We start from the raw sequence: 18,760 nt of genomic DNA, 5'->3' as shown, positions 1-18,760 counted from the left end.
CCTTCAGGCGGCCCGGCGCCGTGACCGGCAGCGCCCCCGGCACCCCACCGCGCCGCACGTCCACCACCACGACCGACACGACCTTCCAGGTGGGTGAGCACGCGTGAACGAGCAGGAAAAGCTCCTCAGCTACCTCAAGAAGGTCACCGGTGACCTGCACGAGACGCGCAGGCGGCTGCGGGAGGCGGAGTCCGCGTCGCGGGAGCCCGTCGCCATCGTCGCGATGAGCTGCCGCTTCCCCGGTGGCGCCGACTCGCCCGAGGAGCTGTGGCGGCTGCTGGAATCCGGTACGGACGCGGTCGCCGAGTGGCCCACCGACCGCGGCTGGAACCTCGCCGACCACTACGACCCCGAGCCCGGCCGCCCCGGCAGGACGTACAGCACCCGGGGCGGTGCCCTCGCCGGGGCGGGCGCCTTCGACGCGTCCTTCTTCGGGATCTCGCCGCGCGAGGCGCTGGCGATGGACCCGCAGCAGCGGCTGCTGCTGGAGATCTCCTGGGAGGCGTTCGAGCGGGCCGGGATCGACCCGACGAGCCTGCGCGGCTCCCGCACGGGTGTCTTCGCCGGCACCAACGGCCAGGACTACCCGGCGTTGCTGCTCGCCTCGCAGGAGAGCCTGGAAGGACACGTCGGCACCGGCAACGCCGCGAGCGTCGTCTCCGGCCGCATCTCCTACACCCTCGGCCTGGAGGGCCCCGCCGTCACCGTCGACACGGCCTGCTCCTCCTCCCTGGTCGCCCTGCACCTGGCCGTGCGGGCGCTGCGCGCGCGGGAGTGCGACCTGGCGCTGGCCGGCGGCGTCACCGTGATGTCGACGCCCGGCCTGTTCCTGGAGTTCAGCAGGCAGCGGGGCCTCGCCCCGGACGGCCGCTGCAAGGCGTTCGCCGACGCGGCCGACGGCACCGGCTGGGCCGAGGGCGCGGGCATGCTGCTCGTGGAGCGGCTCGCCGACGCCCGCCGCCTCGGCCACCCCGTGCTCGCCGTGGTCCGCGGCAGCGCCGTCAACCAGGACGGCGCGTCCAACGGCCTGACGGCGCCCAACGGCCCCTCCCAGCAGCGCGTCATCTGGCAGGCCCTCGCCGACGCGCGGCTGTCCGCCGCCGACGTCGACGCCGTCGAGGCGCACGGCACCGGGACGACGCTCGGCGACCCGATCGAGGCGCAGGCCCTGCTCGCCACCTACGGGCAGGACCGCGAACAGCCGCTGTGGCTCGGCTCCGTGAAGTCGAACATCGGCCACACCCAGGCCGCCGCCGGTGTCGCCGGCGTCATGAAGATGGTGCTCGCGATGCAGCACGGCACGCTGCCCCGCACCCTCCACGTCGACCGGCCCACCCGCCACGTCGACTGGAGCGCGGGCCGGGTCGAACTGCTCACCGAGCCCCGCCCCTGGCCCACCGCCGGCCGCCCCCGCACCGCGGGCGTCTCCTCCTTCGGCGTCAGCGGCACCAACGCCCACGTCATCCTCGAACAAGCCGAAGAGGCCGAGCCGCCCTCGCCCGCCCCCGACGCCGGCGCCGACGGCTCCCGCCTCCCGCGGCCCACCCTCCCGTACGTCGTCTCCGCCCGCAGCGCCGCCGCGCTGCGCGCCCAGGCCGCCGCCCTGCACGCCCGGCTGCGCGCCGACGCCGATGCCCCCGCGCACGACGTGGCCTGGTCGCTGGCCGCCACCCGCGCCGCCTTCGAACACCGCGCGGTGGTCCTCGCCGACGACCGCACGGAACTGCTGCGCGGCCTGGAGTCCCTGGCCTCCGGCGCCCCCGCGAACGGCCTGGTGCGCGGCGTCGCCGACGTCGACGGCCGCACCGTGTTCGTCTTCCCCGGCCAGGGCCCCCAGTGGCCCGGCATGGCCACCGAACTCCTCGACGCAGACCCCGAGTTCCGCGCGCACTTCACCGCCTGCGCGAGCGCCGTCGAGGCCTACGTCGACTGGTCCGCGGAAGCCGTCCTGCGCGGCGCGGACGGCGCCCCCACCCTGGACCGCGTCGACGTCGTCCAGCCCCTGCTGTTCGTGACGATGGTCTCGCTGGCCCGGCTGTGGCAGTCCCGCGGAGTGCACCCCGACGCGGTCGTCGGGCACAGCCAGGGCGAGATCGCCGCCGCCTGCGTCGCCGGGGCCCTCACCCTGGACGACGCCGCCCGCGTCGTCGTCCTGCGCAGCCGTGCCATCACCGCGCTCGCCGGACGCGGCGGCATGGCCTCCGTGCTGCTGCCCGTCGCCGACGTCGAGGCCCACCTGGCCCGCTGGAACGGCCGGATCTCGGTCGCCGCCGTCAACGGACCCGCCTCCGTCGTCGTCTCCGGCGACGCCGACGCCGTACGCGACCTGGTCGCCCACCTCACCGCCGCCGGCGCGCAGGCCCGGCAGATCCCCGTCGACTACGCCTCCCACTCCGCGCAGGTCGAGGAGATCCGCGAGCGGCTGCTGACCGACCTGGCCCCCGTGCGCCCGCAGGCCGCGCAGGTGCCGTTCTTCTCCACCGTCACCTGCGACTGGCTCGACACCGAACGCCTCGACGCCGCCTACTGGTACGAGAACCTGCGCCGCACCGTCCGCTTCGCCGACGCCGTGCGCGCCCTCGCCGCCCAGGACGTGCGGGCGTTCGTCGAGTCCAGCCCGCACCCCGTGCTCACCGCGGCCGTCCGCGACACGCTCGACGACGACGGCCGCACCGGTACCGTCGTCACCGGCACCCTGCGCCGCGGCGAGGGCGGCCCGCGGCGCTTCCTCACCTCCCTCGCCGAGCTGACCGTACGCGGCGGCGCACGCGTCGACTGGCCCGCCCTCATCGGCGCCGGCACCCGCGTCGACCTGCCCACCTACGCCTTCCAGCACCGCACCTACTGGCCCACCCCGGCCGCACCCGCCGCCACCGCCGCTCCCGGCACCGACCTCGACGCGCGGTTCTGGCAGACGGTCGAGAACGGCGAGACCGCACCGCTGGCCGCCGCCCTCCACCTCGACGAGGACACCCTCGCCACGGTCCTGCCCGCCCTGAGCGACTACCGCCGGCGCAGCCGCGAGACCGCAACCGTCGACGCCTGGCGCTACCGCGTCACCTGGAAGCCCCTGCCCGCGCCCCCGGCACCCGTCCTCACCGGCACCTGGCTCGTCGCCGTACCCGCCGCCCACCAGGACCCCGCCCACCCCGGCCACGCCCGTACGACCGCCGTCACCGAAGCGCTCGCCCGCGCCGGCGCCACCCCCGTCACCGTCCCCGTCGCGGCCGGCGACGACCGCGCCCGCATCGCCGACCTGCTGCGCGCCACCGGCGAGGACCGGCCGCACGCCGTGCTGTCGCTGCTCGCCCTCGACGACAGCGAGCACGACGGCCTGCCCGGCCTGCCCCGCGGCTTCTCCGCCACCGTCGCCCTCGTGCAGGCCCTCGACGACCTCGGCCAGGAGGCACCCGTCTGGTTCGCCACCCGCGGCGCCGTCGCCACCGGCGCCACGGAAACCGTGGACGCCCCCGAGCAGGCCCTCGTGTGGGGCTTCGGCCGGGTCGTCGCCCTCGAACAGCCCCAGCGCTGGGGCGGGTTGATCGACCTGCCCGCCGACCTCGACACCCCCGCCGCCGACCGGTTCACGGCCGCCCTCGCCGGCCTCGGCCACGAGGACCAGCTCGCCGTCCGCGCCACCGGCCTGCTCGCCCGCCGCCTCACCCGCGCCGCCACCGGCGGCCTCGGCGCGAAGCGCGAATGGACCCCCACCGGAACCGTCCTCGTCACCGGAGGCACCGGCGCCCTCGGCCGCCAGGTCGCCCGCCACCTCGCCCGCCAGGGCGCCCCCGGACTGCTGCTGCTCAGCCGCACCGGCCCCGACGCCCCCGGCGCGGCCGAACTGCGCGCCGAACTCACCGCACTCGGCGCCGGACACGTCGACATCGTCGCCTGCGACATCGCGGACCGCGACCAGCTCGCCGCCGCCCTCGCCACCGTGCCCGCCGAACGGCCCCTCACCGCCGTCTTCCACACCGCCGCCGTCCTGCGCGACGGCGTCGTCACCACCCTCACCCCCGAACGGCTCGCCGAGGTCCTGCGGGTCAAGGTGGGCGGCGCCCGCAACCTCGACGCCCTCACCGCCCATCTCGACCTGACCGCGTTCGTCCTGTTCTCCTCCACCGCCGGCACCATCGGCGCCCCCGGCCACGCCAACTACGCCCCCGGCAACGCCCTCCTCGACGCCCTCGCCCAGCGGCGCCGCGCCCGCGGCCTGCCCGCCACCGCCATCGCCTGGGGTCCCTGGGCCGACGGCGGCATGGCCGAGGGGTCCGTCGGCGAACGCCTGCAACGGCACGGCGTACGCCCCATGGACCCCGAACCGGCGCTCATTGCCCTCCAGTCGGCGCTGGACCAGGACGACACCACGGTCGCCGTCACCGACATCGACTGGGACCTGTTCGCCCACGCCTACACCACCTCCCGCCCCCGTCCCTTCATCGACGACCTGCCCGACGCCCGGCGCGCCCTCACCGCCCGGCCCACCGCCCCCGAGCCGCACGCGGCCGACACCGACACGCCCGGCGCCGACGACCTCGCCCGGCAACTCGCCGCGCTCCCCGAACCCGAACAGCGCGCCGCCTTCGAGGAACTCGTCCGCGCCCACGTCGCCGTCGTCCTGAACCACACCGGCCCCCAGGACGTCGAACCCACCCGCTCCTTCCGCGAACTCGGCTTCGACTCCCTCACCGCCGTCGAACTGCGCAACGCCCTCAGCGGCTCCCTCGGCCGCCCCCTGCCCGCCACCCTCGTCTTCGACTACCCGACCCCCGCCGCCCTCGCCGACCACCTGCGCGCCGCCGTCGCCCCAGCCGGCGCCACCGGCGACGCCACCGCGCTGCCCGCACCCCGCGCCACCGACGACGACCCCGTCGTCATCACCGCGATGAGCTGCCGCTTCCCCGGCGGCGCCGACTCGCCGGAGGAGTTCTGGCGGCTGCTCGCCGACGGCACCGACGCCATCACCGCATGGCCCGACGACCGCGGCTGGGACCTCGGCCACCTCGGCGACCCCGAGCACGGCGTCGGCGGCACCGCCCGCGAGGGCGGCTTCCTGCGGGATATGGCCGGCTTCGACCCCGGCTTCTTCGGCATTTCGCCGCGCGAGGCGCTGGCGATGGACCCGCAGCAGCGGCTGCTGCTGGAGCTGGCCTGGGAAGCCTTCGAGCGGGCCGGGATCGACCCGACGACTCTGCGCGGCTCCCGCACGGGTGTCTTCGCCGGCACCAACTACCAGGACTACGCGTCCCGCCCGCTCGACCCGACCGACGCCGAGGAGGTCGCCGGCCACCTCGGCACCGGCAACTCCGCCAGCGTCATGTCCGGCCGCCTCTCCTACACCCTCGGCCTGGAAGGGCCCGCGGTCACCGTCGACACGGCCTGCTCCTCGGCCCTCGTCGCCCTGCACCTCGCCGTGCAGGCCCTGCGGGCGGGGGAGTGCGACCTGGCCCTGGCCGGCGGCGTGACCGTGATGTCCACACCGGGCCTGTTCATCGACTTCTCCCGCCAGGGCGGCCTCGCCTCGGACGGCCGGTGCAAGGCGTTCTCGGACGCGGCCGACGGCGCCGGGTTCTCCGAGGGCGCGGGTCTGGTGCTGGTGGAACGGCTGTCGGACGCCCGTGCGGCGGGCCGCAAGGTCCTTGCCGTGGTGGCGGGTTCGGCGGTCAACCAGGACGGCGCCTCGAACGGCCTGACGGCGCCGAACGGGCCGTCGCAGCAGCGGGTGATCCGGCAGGCCCTGGCGTCGGCGGGTCTCAAGCCCGCCGATGTGGACGCGGTGGAGGCGCACGGCACCGGTACCTCGCTGGGCGACCCGATCGAGGCGCAGGCGCTGATCGCGACCTACGGCCAAGACCGGGAACAGCCCGCTCTGCTGGGCGCGGTGAAGTCCAACATCGGCCACACGCAGGCCGCGGCCGGTATCGCCGGCGTCATCAAGATGGTGCTGGCCATGCAGCACGGGATGCTGCCGCGCACCCTGCACGCCGAGGAGCCGTCCTCCCACGTGGACTGGTCCGACGGCGCGGTGGAACTCGTGAACGCCAACACCGCCTGGCCGCGGCGCGACGGGCACGTACGGCGCGCCGGTGTCTCGTCGTTCGGCATCAGCGGCACGAACGCGCACGTGGTGCTGGCCGAGCCGCCGGTCGAGGAGACGCCGGGCGAGGCCACGGGTGACTGCGGCTGCCTGATCCCCTGGGTCGTCTCGGGCCGTACGGCTGCCGCGTTGCGGGCGCAGGCCGGGCGGCTGGCGGAGTTCGTCGCCAGGGACGACGGTGTGTCCCTCACGGGGGTGGCGGGATCGCTGGTGCGGTCGCGGTCGCTGTTCGAAGACCGGGCCGTGGTGTGGGGTGCGGGCCGGGAGGATCTGGTGCGTGCGCTGCGGGCGGTCGCTGCCGGTGAGGAGGCGGTGAACGCGGTGACGGGCACGGCCCGGCGCGACGTGCGCACCGCGTTCCTGTTCGCGGGTCAGGGCTCCCAACGCCTGGGGATGGGCCGGGAGTTGTACGACGCCTACCCCGTCTTCGCCGAGGCCTTCGACGCGGTCGACGCGGAACTGCCTTTCGACCTGAAGGCGGTCGTCTTCGGTGAGGACGAAGAGGTACTGAACCGCACGGAATTCACCCAGCCGGCGTTGTTCGCTCTCGAGGTGGCCCTGTTCCGGCTGCTGGAGTCGTGGGGCGTGCGGCCCGATGTGCTCGCGGGTCACTCGATCGGTGAGATCGCCGCCGCGCACGTGGCCGGTGTGTGGTCGCTGGCGGACGCCTGCCGTCTCGTCGCGGCGCGGGGCCGGCTGATGCAGGCCCTGCCGGTGGGCGGTGCCATGGTCGCCGTACAGGCGTCGGAGGACGAGGTGCTGCCGCTGCTCGAAGACGACGAGCGGGTGGGCATCGCCGCCGTCAACGGCCCTCGCGCGGTGGTCGTCGCGGGCGCGGCAGAGGCCGTGGAGCAGGTGGCCGCGCACTTCCGGGCGCAGGACCGCAAGGTCACCGCCCTGCGCGTGAGCCACGCGTTCCACTCGCCGCTGATGGAGCCGATGCTCGCCGACTTCCGCAAGGTCGCGGAGAGCCTTGCCTACGAGCGGCCGAAGCTGTCGTTCGTGTCCACCGTGACCGGTGGGGCGGTCACGGTGGAGGAGTTGACGTCCCCCGACTACTGGGTGCGTCACGTCCGGCAGGCGGTGCGTTACGCCGACGCGGTGCGGGTGCTCGCGGAGCAGAAAAGCGTGGGACGGTTCGTGGAGCTGGGCCCGGACGGCACGCTGACCGCGCTCGCGCAGGGCTGTCTGGACGAGCCTGAGGCGTCGGTGCTTGTACCGGTGCTGCGCAGGGACCGTCCCGAAGCCGACACCCTGGTGGGGGCGTTGGCGCGGCTGCACGTCGACGGGGCCGGTGTGGACTGGGCGGCGCAGCTTCCCGCGACCGCGCCGGTTCCGCTGCCGACGTACGCCTTCCAGCGCCGCCGCTACTGGCTGCCCGCCTCCACGCAGGCGGGTGACGTCACCACCGCCGGGCTGGAGCGGACCGGACATCCGCTGCTGTCCGCTGCCGTACGGGTCGCCGACACCGGCGGACTGGTCTTCAGTGGACTGATGTCGCCCCGTGCGACCCCCTGGCTCGCCGATCACCGGGTGCTGGAGCGGACCATCCTGCCCGCCACGGCCTACCTCGACATGGCCGTCCACGCCGGCGACCAGGTGGGCCTCGGGCAGGTCGCCGAACTCACCCTGGAAGCCCCGCTGGTGCTGCCCGAGCGCGGTGCCGTCCAGTTCCAGTTGGCCCTCGCCGCCCCGGACGAGGACGGCAGACGGCCGTTCACCGTCCACTCGCGCCCCGCAGGCGCCGGACCCGACGAGCCCTGGACCCGGCACGCGCAGGGCCTGCTCGCCGAGGACCCGGACACCGAGCCGACGGCCGGCCCCGACCTCTCCGGCGCCTGGCCGCCCCCGGACGCCCAGCCGGTCGAGCCGGGCGCATCGAGGGACGACGGCGGCTGGTACGAGCGGTTCACCGCCGCAGGGTTCACCTACGGGCCCGCCTTCCGGGGACTCGGCAACGTCTGGCGGCGTGACGGCGAACTCTTCGCCGAGGTCGCCCTGCCCGAGACGCACCGCGCCGAAGCAGCCCGGTACACCATCCACCCCGCGCTGCTCGACGCGGCCGTGCAGACCCTGCTCGTCCGCGCGCTGGACAGCACCGGGGAACAGGCGGCGGCCACCCTGCCGTTCGCCTGGCACGGCGTCCGCCTCCACGCGACCGGTGCGAGCGCGCTCCGCGTCCACCTGGTCCCCGGCGAACGCCCCGACACGTACACGGTGTCGGTCGCCGGACCCGACGGCCGGCCCGTCGTCACCGCCGACGGGCTCGTGCTGCGCCGGATCACCGCCGGCCAGATCCCCGGCACACCCGCCCCCGCCGCGGCCGGTACGACCCCGCCGCTGCTGGTGCAGCGCTGGCGGCCCGCCGATCCACAGCCCGCAGCCCCGGCACCGCAGAGCGTGCGCTGGGCTCTGCTCGGCGAGGGCGACGGCGGCCTCGCCGAGACGCTGGACGCGTCCGGGGTGCACCTGGAGTCCTACGCCGACCTCGCCTCCCTCGCCGCGGCCGTCGACACGGGCACCGCGGCGCCGGGCGTCGTCCTGGCCACCTTCACGGCCGCCCCCGGTACGCCCGCACCGCAGGCCGCACGGGACGTGCTGACCTCGGCCGCCGGTCTGCTGCGCGCCTGGGTGGACGACGACCGGTTCGCCGGCTCCCGCCTCGTCCTCGTCACCCGTGGCGCGCTCGGCACCGCACCCGGCGAAGACGTCACGGACCTGCCCGCCGCCGCCCTCTGGGGGCTCGTGCGGTCCGCCCAGCTGGAACACCCCGGCCGGCTGCACCTGCTGGACCTGGACGCGGCCGACGCGCCCGGCACCCGGAACGCCGTCACGGCCGCCATCGCCGCCACCCATGCCCAGGCCGCCGTCCGCGCCGGGACACTGCTGCTGCCCGAGCTCCTTCCGCTCGACCAGGCAGCGGAAGCAGACGAGCCGGCGGCCCCCACCCCCTTCCCGGCGCACGGCACCGTCCTCGTCACCGGCGCCACCGGCGCCCTCGGCGGCCTCGTGGCCCGGCACCTCGTGACCGCCCACGGCGTGCGCAGCCTGCTGCTGGCATCACGGCGCGGCACCGACGCACCCGGCGCCGACGCCCTGCTCGCCGACCTCGCCGCGCACGGGGCGGACGCCACCCTGGTCGCCTGTGATGTCGCCGACCGGGCCGCCCTGGAGGCGCTGCTCGCCAAGGTCCCCGAGGACCGGCCCCTCACCGCGGTCGTGCACGTCGCCGGGGTCGTCGACGACGCCACGCTGACCTCACTGACCGACGCCCAGCTGGACGCCGTACTGCGGCCGAAGGCGGATGCCGCCTGGCTGCTGCACGAACTGACGAAGCATCAGGAACTGTCTGCGTTCGTGCTGTTCTCCTCCGCCGCGGGCACGTTCGGCGCGGCCGGGCAGGGCGCCTACGCCGCCGCGAACACGTTCCTCGACGGGCTCGCCCGGCACCGCCGGGCCCGGGGCCTGGCCGCAACGTCCGTCGCGTGGGGGCTGTGGGCCGCCGACAGCGGGATGACCGCGGGCCTGGCCGCCGCCGACCGGGAGCGCATGGCCCGCAACGGCATGCTGCCCCTGAGCACCCAGGACGGCCTCGCCCTCCTCGACCGGGCACTCGGCGCACCCGACCCCGCCGTGGTCGCCGTGGCACGGCAGTCGCCCGCCTCCCGCACCCGGACCCGCCGGTCCGCGGCCGCCGGGACACCGGCCGACGGCGGCCGGACACTGGCCGCCCGGCTGGCCGGCCTCGACGCCGCGCAGCGGCTCGCCGTGCTGGTGGACGCGGTCCGCGAACAGGTCGCCGTGGTCCTCGGGCACGACACCACCGACGAGGTGCCGCCCGACCGGCACTTCGCTGAACTCGGCTTCGACTCGCTCACCGCGGTCGAACTGCGCAACCGTCTCTCCTCGCTGACCGGCTTCCGCCTGCCGCCCACGCTCGTCTTCGACGTCGACACCCCGCAGGCGCTCGCCGCGGACCTCGCCGAACGGTTCGCCTCGGCCGGCGCCCCGGCCCCGTCGTCCACCGGCGCCCGCACCGGCGACGCGGAGCCCCAGCGCTCCGGCGCGCGCCCCGAGGACACCGTCGGTGCCCTGTTCCGCACCGCGTGCCGGCAGGGCCGCGTCGACGAGGGTTTCGCCCTGCTCCAGGCGGTCGCCGAACTGCGGCCCACGTTCGACACGCCTGAAGGGCTCACCGGTGCCGGACTGCGGCTGGCCGCCGGCGACGAGGGCGCCCCGCTCGTCTGCTTCAGCTCCTACGTGGCACTGGCCGGCGTGCACCAGTACGCGCGCTTCGCCTCGGCGTTCCGCGGACGCCGCGACGTGTGGGCACTGCCCACCCCCGGCTTCGGCCGCGGGGAACCCCTGCCCGCCTCGCTGGACGTCGTCGCCCGCACCCAGGCCGCATGGGCCCTGCGCTGCGCCGACGGCAGGCCCTTCGTCCTCACCGGCTCCTCCTCCGGCGGTGTGCTGGCCCTGGCCGCCGCCCGCCACCTTCAGCAGGCGGGCCGGCCCCCGCTCGGTGTGGCGCTGCTCGACACCTACATGCCGCGCGCCGACTCGCCGTTCACCCGCTTCTCGGCCGAGATGCTCGCCGGGATGTTCGACCGGGAGTCGATGTTCGCGGCCATGGACGCCGACCGGCTGTCCGCGATGAGCTGGTACATCAACATGATCGGCGAGTGGGACCCGGGCGCCCTGTCCGTGCCGGTGCTGCTGGTGCGGCCGAGCGAGCCCCCGGTCACCGTCGCCGAGGGCGAGCCGGGGGAGTGGCAGAGCTCCTGGGACGGCGCCGACCGCGTGGTGGACGTGCCCGGCAACCACTTCACGATGATGGAGTCCCACGCCGCCACCACCGCGGGCGCCCTCACCACCTGGATCGACACGGTCCTGCCGCCGTACACCGCCGGCCGGGAACCGGCCCACCGAACCGAGGGAGCATGATGCGGGTCCTGTTCGTCAGCCTGTCCGAGAAGTCCCACATCTATCTGATGGCGCCCCTGGCGTGGGCGCTCGCCGCCGCCGGCCACGAGGTCCGCGTGGCCAGCCAGCCCATGGCCACCGACACCATCACCCGCGCCGGACTCACCGCCGTGCCCGTGGGCAGCGACCACGCCATCCACCGCGACATGGCCGCCTACCGCGAGTCGCAGGACTACCGCACCGCCAACTGGAGCCGCTGCGAACGCGCCGACGTCGACTGGGCCGAGCTGAAGGAACGCTACGAACTCAGCGTCCCCTACGCCTTCGCCGTCTACAACGACTCCATGATCGACGACCTCGCGGCCTTCGCGCAGGGCTGGCGGCCCGACCTCGTCGTGCGCGACCCGCTCGCCTACGCCGGCGCCGTCGCCGCCCGCATCAGCGGCGCGGCCCACGTGCGGCTGATGTGGTGCGCCGACGTGTGGGGCCGCACCCGGCAGACCTACCTGGAACTCATGGCGGAGCAGCCCGAGTCCGAGCACGTCGACCCGCTCGCCGACTGGCTCGCCGCCCGCTCCGAGCCGTTCGGGTTCTCCTGCGACGAGGAGATGCTGCACGGGCAGGCCACCATCAGCACCCTGCCGCCCGCCCTGTCCGTCCCGACGGCCTCCCCCGAACTGCCCATGCGGCACGTCCCGTACAACGGGCGCGCCGTGGTGTGGGACTGGCTGCGCGACGCCCCGAAGAAGCCACGGGTCTGCCTGAGCCTCGGCGCCTCCAACACCGAGGACTACGGCGGCGACTACGTGTCCGTGCCCGAGATCCTCGACGCCCTGGCCGACGAGGACGTGGAGGTCGTCGCCGCACTGCTGCCCGCCCAGCGCGAGCAGCTCACCTCGGTCCCCGACAACGCCCGCGCCGTCGACTCGGTCGCCCTGCACACCCTGCTGCCGAGCTGCTCGGCCCTCATCCACCACGGCGGCTACGGCAGCTTCGCCGCCGCCATGGTCGCCGGGGTGCCCCAGCTGATGCTCTCCACCCTCGTCTCCGACCACGAACTGCGCGGACGCGCCCTCGAGCGCGCCGGCGCCGGCGTCTACCTGCACCACCGCGACGCCACCGCCCAGAACGTCCGCGACCACATCCGCCGGCTCACCGCACAGCCCGACGCGGCGGCCGCGGCCCGGCGGGTGCGCGCCCAGTGCGAGGCCATGCCGAGCCCCGCCGAGGTGGTGGCGTCCCTCGAACGGCTGGCGGAGGTCAGCTGACCGGCCCGCCGCATCCCCTCAACTCCCTTGCCCCTGCCGAGAACACAGGAACAGGACAGACACCATGAAGATCACCGTGGACCGTGAGCGCTGTGTCGGAGCCGGTCAGTGCGTGCTCGCCGCCGCAGGCGTCTTCGACCAGAGCCGTGAGGACGGCCTGGTGGAACTGCTGCAGCCCGAGCCGGCGCAGGATCTGCACGCCGCCGTGACCGAGGCGGAGCTGATCTGCCCCTCCGGCGCCATCGAGATCCAGCCCTGACGGCCGGCCCTCACCGACGACACGTAAGGCGGGACGGAAACCGTGAAGGCTCTCGTGCTGTCGGGAGGTGCGGGAACCCGGCTGCGGCCCCTCACCCACACCTCCGCGAAACAGTTGGTGCCGGTCGCCAACAAGCCCATCCTCTTCTACGGACTGGAGGCGATCGCCGACGCCGGGATCACCGACGTCGCCATCGTCGTCGGCGACACCGAGGCCGAGATCCGGCAGGCCGTCGGCGACGGCTCCGACTTCGGCATCGACGTCACCTACCTGCGGCAGGAGGCCCCGCTGGGCCTCGCCCACGCCGTGCTCATCGCCCGGGACTTCCTCGGCGACGACGACTTCGTGATGTTCCTCGGCGACAACTTCGTCTTCGGCGGCATCAACGACGCCGTCGAGGAGTTCCGCAAGACGCGTCCCGACGCCCAGCTGCTGCTCACCCGCGTCCCCGACCCGTCCGCCTTCGGCGTCGCCGAACTCGACGAGCAGGGACGCCTGGTGCGGCTGGAGGAGAAGCCGAGCCGGCCCCGCAGCGACCTGGCGCTCGTCGGCGTGTACCTGTTCGGCCCGGTCATCCACGACGCCGTACGCGCCATCGAGCCCTCGCCCCGCGGCGAACTGGAGATCACCGACGCCCTCCAGTGGCTGCTGGACCGCGAACGCGACGTGCGCACCACGGTCATCACCGGCTACTGGAAGGACACCGGGAACGCCGCCGACATCCTCGACGTCAACCGCCGCCTCCTCGACCTGCTGGAGTACCGGGTCGACGGCGACGTCGACGACGCCAGCGAGATCGTCGGCCGGGTCCGCGTCGAGGCCGGCGCGACCGTGCGGGGCTCCCGGATCGTGGGCCCGGCGATCATCGGCTCCGGCACCCTCGTCCAGGACTCCTACATCGGCCCGTCGACGTCCATCGCCGAGGACTGCGTCATCCGCAACAGCGAGATCGAGTTCTCCATCATCCTGCGGGAGTCCAGCTTCGACAGCATCCGCCGGGTGGAGGGCTCCCTCGTGGGCCGCAACGTGCACGTCTCCCTCGGCCGGCGGGTGCCCGCCGCCCACCGGCTCGTCATCGGCGACCACGGGCGGGTGCAGATATCGTCATGACCACACGCATCCTGGTGACCGGCGGCGCCGGATTCATCGGCTCCCACCACGTGAGGACCGTGCTCGGCCCCACCGGGCCGGCCGACGTCGCCGTCACCGTCCTCGACAAGCTCACCTACGCGGGCAACCCCGCCAACCTGGACGCGGTCCGCGACCACCCCGCGTTCGCCTTCGTCAAGGGCGACATCTGCGACCGGGAACTCGTCGACGACCTCATGGCCCGCCACGACGAGGTCGTGCACTTCGCCGCCGAGTCCCACGTCGACCGCTCCATCGCCGACTCCGCCGCGTTCGTCCGCACCAACGTGCTGGGCACCCAGACCCTCCTCGACGCGGCCCTGCGGCACGGCGTGCGCACCTTCGTACACGTCTCCACCGACGAGGTCTACGGCTCCCTCGACACCGGCGCCTGGACCGAGCAGAGCCCGCTGCTGCCCAACTCGCCCTACTCCGCCTCCAAGGCCTCCTCCGACCTCCTCGCCCTCGCCTACCACCGCACCCACGGCCTGGACGTGCGGGTCACCCGCTGCTCCAACAACTACGGCCCCCACCAGTACCCCGAGAAGGTCGTCCCGCTGTTCGTGACGAACCTCCTCGACGGCCTGAAAGTCCCGCTGTACGGCGACGGCGGGAACGTCCGCGACTGGCTGTACGTCGACGACCACGTCCACGGCATCGAGCTGGTCCGCACCCGCGGCCGGGCCGGCGAGGTCTACAACATCGGCGGCGGCACGGAGCTGACGAACAGAGAACTCACCGGCCTGCTCCTCGACGCCTGCGGCGCGGGCCCCGACCGTATCGAGCACGTCCCCGACCGCAAGGGCCACGACCGCCGCTACTGCGTCGACTGGACGAAGATCCGCGACGAACTCGGCTACCGGCCCCGCACCGACTTCACCACCGGCCTCGCCCGGACCGTCGACTGGTACCGCACCCACCGCTCCTGGTGGGAACCGCTGAAGACGACCCCCGGGGTGACGGCGTGAGCGCACTGAACGAGATCGTAGTCGTCGGCGCCGGAGCCGCCGGCGCCACCACCGCCGAGAGCCTGCGCCGCCAGGGCTACGAGGGCCGCCTCACCCTCGTCGGCGCCGAACCCCACCCGCCCTACGACCGGCCGCCGCTGTCCAAGCAGATCCTCACCGGCCGCTGGGAACCGGACCGGGTCCGGCTGCGCGCCCCCGAGGCGTACGAGCGGCTCGCCATCGAGCTGCGCCTGGGCAGCGCGGTCACCGGCCTGGACCGCACCGGCCGCACCGTGCACCTCGCCGACGGCTCCCGGCTGCACGCCGACGCCGTCGTCGTCGCCACCGGCGTACGACCCCGGCGGCTGCCCCGCACCGACGACCCCGACCGGTCCGGCGCACCCTCCGGCGTGCACGTGCTGCGCACCCTCGACGACGCCCTCGGCCTGCGCGAGGCCCTCCTCACCGGCCCGCGCCTGGTGGTGGCCGGCGCCGGGCTGCTCGGCACCGAGGCCGCCGTCGCGGCCCGCGCCCTCGGCGCCGACGTCACCCTGGTCGGCCCGGCACCCGTGCCGCTGCTCGACCTGCTCGGCCCGCAGGCCGCCGGCCTGGTCGCCGCCACCCACCGGGACCTCGGGCTGCGCGTCCACCGGGGCCGGGTGACCGCCGTGACCGCCGACCGCGGCACCGTCACCGGCGTCCGGCTGGGCGACGGCGACGAGCTCCCCGCCGACGTGGTGCTCGTCGCCACCGGCTCCGTGCCCAACACCGAGTGGCTGCACGGCAGCGGCGTCCCCGTCGACGACGGTGTCCGCTGCGACGTGCTGTGCGCGGCCGAGCCCGGCGTGTGGGCCGCGGGCGACGTGGCCAACCGGCCCGACCCGCGCACCCGCCGGCACCGGCGGCTGGAACACCGTACGCACGCCACCGAACAGGCCATGGCCGTCGCCCGCAACATCCTCGCCGGAACGGGAGCACGCCCGTTCACCCCGCTGCGGTCCTTCTGGACCGACCAGCACGACCTGAAGATCCAGGTGTTCGGGGACCTCGCCGGGACCGACCGCTGCCACATCCTCGAAGGCGACCCCGCCGAACGGAAGTTCACCGCCGTGTACTGCGCCGCGGACCGCGTCCTGGGCGCCGTCGCGGTCAACATGCCCCGCGAGGCGCTGCGGCTGCGCACGGCCGTGGAGACCGGGGAACTCCCGGCGGACCGCCCGCCCGAGCCGGCACCGGCGGGCGCGACGGAGGCGTGAGGCGCCGACGGCCGGCATCGGCCCCGCCAGGCCGGGGCCACGGCCGGCCCCCGGGCTTCACAGCGGTCACCCGGACGCGCCTCCCACGGGCCCGCAGCCGCGGTCGGATCTGCGATCGGATCGCTGACACGGCCGTGCCCGCTCACGGAGTCCGCTCACGCGGCCGGGCCCGTCGGAAGCCGGCGCCACGGGGACACTACGGCGGGCGCGTCGACGCCGGGCCGCCCGCGGGCGAGGCAGGACGGCACACGCGCTCGGCGCGGCCCAGGACGGACGGGGGAGACGGGGGCGGACGCGGAAGGGAGGCGGACCGCCCGGGTCAGTGCTGGTCGTGTCCGGCGCCGGGCGCCGACGACGTCCCGCGACCGCCGCCCCGCGCCGGGGAGCCGGCGTCGGGAGACAGGATGAACCACAGCCCGGCCCGCGCGTGGTAGATGTTCACGATCACCAGCATCAGCAGCGTGAACACGCCGTACTGGGCGCCGTTGAGCGCCGGCACCATGTGCACGGGCAGGGTGTACGCCATCAGCGTGCGGACGCCCGAGTCGACGAGCAGCCCGATGCCCCAGATCACCGTGGTGACCCGCCAGATCCGCCGGAACTGCGGCTCCTCGTCCCACAGTTCGTCCCAGTCCCGGCCGCCCCAGGCCCGCCGCTCCAGCAGCCGCCGGGAGAAACCGAACGCCAGCGGCCGTCTGCCGCGCAGCGACACCAGGAAACCCACTCCGGCCACACCGGTCAGCCATCCGTCGCGGAGCAGCAGCAGACGCGGGCCGCCGCCGACCACCGACGCGATGATGCTGAGCACCAGCATGACCGTCACGAACACGCCCAGCACATCCACCCGCCGGGTCTTCGCGAACCGCAGCAGCGTCGCCGCCGCGGGCACCACCGTGCCCGCCGTCAGCGCGATCACGTCGCCCACCCCGGCCGCCGTCAGGCCGTAGTAAAGGCCGATCGGCACACCGAAGTCCACGAGGACGGTCAGCAGCACCGGCGGTCCGGACGAGGAGCCGGACGCCGCACGGGAGGTGTCGCCGTCGCGGGCGGGGCGGTCGGGGGTCGGCTGGTCCGGCAGGGTGCTTCCGCCGCTGGTCATGCGCTCTCCGTCCGACGGGACCGTACACGAACGATTGCCGGGGCGGCCCGCGCCTCCGGCCCCGGACGGCGGAAGCGGCCACCAGGCGTCAGCCTACGTGCGGACCCCGTCGGCGGCCCACGGCGACCGACCGCATCGGGCCAACCCTTTGGAATTCCCTAGACCTCGACGGCGACCGGCCGGCCCGCAGCACGCCGGTGCTAGCGTCGGGCGCCAGGTCGACCCCCGTGCACACGTCCCGCCGCGGCCGCAGAAGACCGAACTCTGCCCAGCTGGCTCGGCGTTGAGACCCGTCACCCTCCGCTGATCCAGGAGACATCCGTGACCGACGTTCAAACAACTCCCGAGTCGCCTGCGCCGACGGAAGCCATTCCCACGCCCGGCCCCATGCGGCTGAAGGACATGCGCGAGGTCGTACGGAACGTGCCGCGCTATCTCACCGGCCTGCGCGACAAGCACGGCCCGCTGGTCCGCGTCCCGATGGGAAAGACCGACGCCTTCCTCGTCAGCGACTTCGACGTCGTCCAGGACGTCATCATCGCCTCCAGCCGGCGCTTCGACAAGGACGCCCAGAAGACCGGCCCCGGCCCCGACGACTGGGGCTCCAGCCTCGAACGCGTCCTCGGCAAGGGCCTGGTGACCAGCGTCGGCACCTACCACCGCCGGCAGCGCCGGCTCATCCAGCCCGTCTTCCACCGCCAGCGCATCGCCGGCTACGGCACCGCGTTCGCCACCATCGCCGACGAGGCCGCCTCCCGGTTCACCGACGGGGAGCGGTTCAACTTCCACGAGGCGATGTACGAACTCGCCCTCGGCATGGTGACCCGCACCCTCTTCGACGTCTCCCTCGACAGCGAGGCCGCCGACCGCATCCGCACCGCCTTCCCCCGCGAGGGCGGCCCGCTGCGCTGGGAACTGAGCCCCTTCGGCAAGATCCTGCTGCGCCTGCCGCTGCCCGCCAACCGGCAGTTCAAGCGCGGCCTGAAGGCCGTCGACGACATCGTCTACGGCATGATCGAGGAACGCCGCAAGGGCCCCGGCGACGGCGAGGACCTGCTGTCCGTGCTGCTCACCGTCACCGACGCCGACACCGGCGAACACCTCACCGACCTCGAGCTGCGCGACGAGGCCATCACCCTGCTGATGGCCGGCCACGAAACCTCCTCGGGCGCCCTCACCTGGGCCTACTACCTGCTCGGCACCCACCCGGAGATCCGCGAGAAGCTGCACGCCGAGATCGACGAGGTCCTCGGCGACCGCCTGCCCACCGTGGCCGACCTGCCGAGGCTGCAGTTCACCGACGCCGTCTACTCCGAGGCGCTGCGCCTGTACCCGCCGGCCTGGGTCCTCGTACGGCGCGCCCTGGAGGACTACACGGCCAACGGCTACCACATCCCGCGCAACAGCGTCCTGATGGTCAGCCCGTACGTCCTGCACCGCGACGCCACCTGGTGGCCGGAACCCGAGCGGTTCGCGCCCCAGCGGTTCCTGCCCGAGCCCGACCCCGACGACCCGCTCACCGGGCACGCCAAGGCCCCAGGCCGCCCCAAGCTGGCCTACCTGCCCTTCGGCGCCGGACCCCGCCAGTGCATCGGCAACGTCTTCGCCCAGATGGAGGGCGTCATGGCGCTGGCCACCCTCAGCAGGCACTGGGAGTTCGAGCCCGTCGGCAACCCGCCGGACCGGGTCACGAGCGACTTCACCCTCCAGCCCCGCGGAGGCCTGGAGATGGTCGCCCACCGCAGGCGCCGAGGGACGGCGAACGGCCGCTGACCAGCGCCGA

Annotated in this window: 7 protein-coding genes and 1 pseudogene; 7 read left to right on the top strand and 1 reads right to left on the bottom strand. The window is 74.6% G+C overall.

What is annotated here, in order from left to right; translation table 11 throughout:
- Positions 1-115: 115 nt before the first annotated feature.
- The 6 genes and pseudogenes from OG956_RS01760 to OG956_RS01735 form a co-directional block, all read left to right on the top strand.
- Positions 116-11,041: pseudogene (locus OG956_RS01760) on the top strand (type I polyketide synthase); the annotation flags it as partial.
- Positions 11,038-12,288 carry an activator-dependent family glycosyltransferase gene (locus OG956_RS01755; protein ID WP_330336122.1) on the top strand — a complete coding sequence of 417 codons (1,251 nt, stop codon included), beginning with the start codon at positions 11,038-11,040 and terminating at the stop codon, positions 12,286-12,288. The pseudogene OG956_RS01760 and the gene OG956_RS01755, both read left to right, overlap by 4 nt.
- 64 nt (positions 12,289-12,352) lie before the next feature.
- Positions 12,353-12,547 carry a ferredoxin gene (locus tag OG956_RS01750; RefSeq protein ID WP_330336121.1) on the top strand — a complete coding sequence of 65 codons (195 nt, stop codon included), beginning with the start codon at positions 12,353-12,355 and terminating at the stop codon, positions 12,545-12,547.
- 42 nt (positions 12,548-12,589) lie between these two features.
- The gene (locus OG956_RS01745) at positions 12,590-13,657 is read left to right on the top strand and encodes a glucose-1-phosphate thymidylyltransferase (RefSeq protein WP_330336120.1); all 1,068 of its coding nucleotides are present in this window, start codon (positions 12,590-12,592) and stop codon (positions 13,655-13,657) included.
- Entirely contained in the window at positions 13,654-14,643 is a 990-nt protein-coding gene (gene rfbB / locus OG956_RS01740) for a dTDP-glucose 4,6-dehydratase (protein ID WP_330336119.1), read from the top strand. Before OG956_RS01745 ends, rfbB begins: the two co-directional genes overlap by 4 nt.
- Positions 14,640-15,878, top strand: coding sequence for an NAD(P)/FAD-dependent oxidoreductase (locus OG956_RS01735; RefSeq protein ID WP_330336118.1), 1,239 nt, complete (start codon positions 14,640-14,642; stop codon positions 15,876-15,878). Before rfbB ends, OG956_RS01735 begins: the two co-directional genes overlap by 4 nt.
- 319 nt (positions 15,879-16,197) lie before the next feature.
- On the opposite strand, the gene OG956_RS01730 is transcribed toward OG956_RS01735, so the two are convergent.
- Positions 16,198-16,977: a VC0807 family protein gene (locus OG956_RS01730; protein ID WP_330336117.1), complete on the bottom strand. Its 780-nt coding sequence runs from the start codon at positions 16,975-16,977 to the stop codon at positions 16,198-16,200.
- A 321-nt stretch (positions 16,978-17,298) separates the two neighbouring features.
- On the opposite strand from OG956_RS01730, the gene OG956_RS01725 reads away from it, so the two are divergent.
- Entirely contained in the window at positions 17,299-18,750 is a 1,452-nt protein-coding gene (locus tag OG956_RS01725; RefSeq protein WP_330336116.1) for a cytochrome P450, read from the top strand.
- Positions 18,751-18,760 lie beyond the last annotated feature (10 nt).

It is taken from the genome of Streptomyces sp. NBC_00557, assembly GCF_036345995.1.
Taxonomy (GTDB): Bacteria; Actinomycetota; Actinomycetes; order Streptomycetales; family Streptomycetaceae; genus Streptomyces.
Note: the sequence above shows the minus strand (reverse complement) of the source record. Positions and strands in the feature narration are given on the sequence as shown.

What these genes read in the sequence shown, in the direction of transcription:
- OG956_RS01755 (WP_330336122.1), top strand. Translation starts at nt 11,038, where the DNA reads ATGATGCGGGTCCTGTTCGTCAGCCTGTCCGAGAAGTCCCACATCTAT.
- OG956_RS01750 (WP_330336121.1), top strand. Translation starts at nt 12,353, where the DNA reads ATGAAGATCACCGTGGACCGTGAGCGCTGTGTCGGAGCCGGTCAGTGC.
- rfbB (WP_330336119.1), top strand. Translation starts at nt 13,654, where the DNA reads ATGACCACACGCATCCTGGTGACCGGCGGCGCCGGATTCATCGGCTCC.
- OG956_RS01730 (WP_330336117.1), bottom strand. Translation starts at nt 16,977, where the DNA reads ATGACCAGCGGCGGAAGCACCCTGCCGGACCAGCCGACCCCCGACCGC.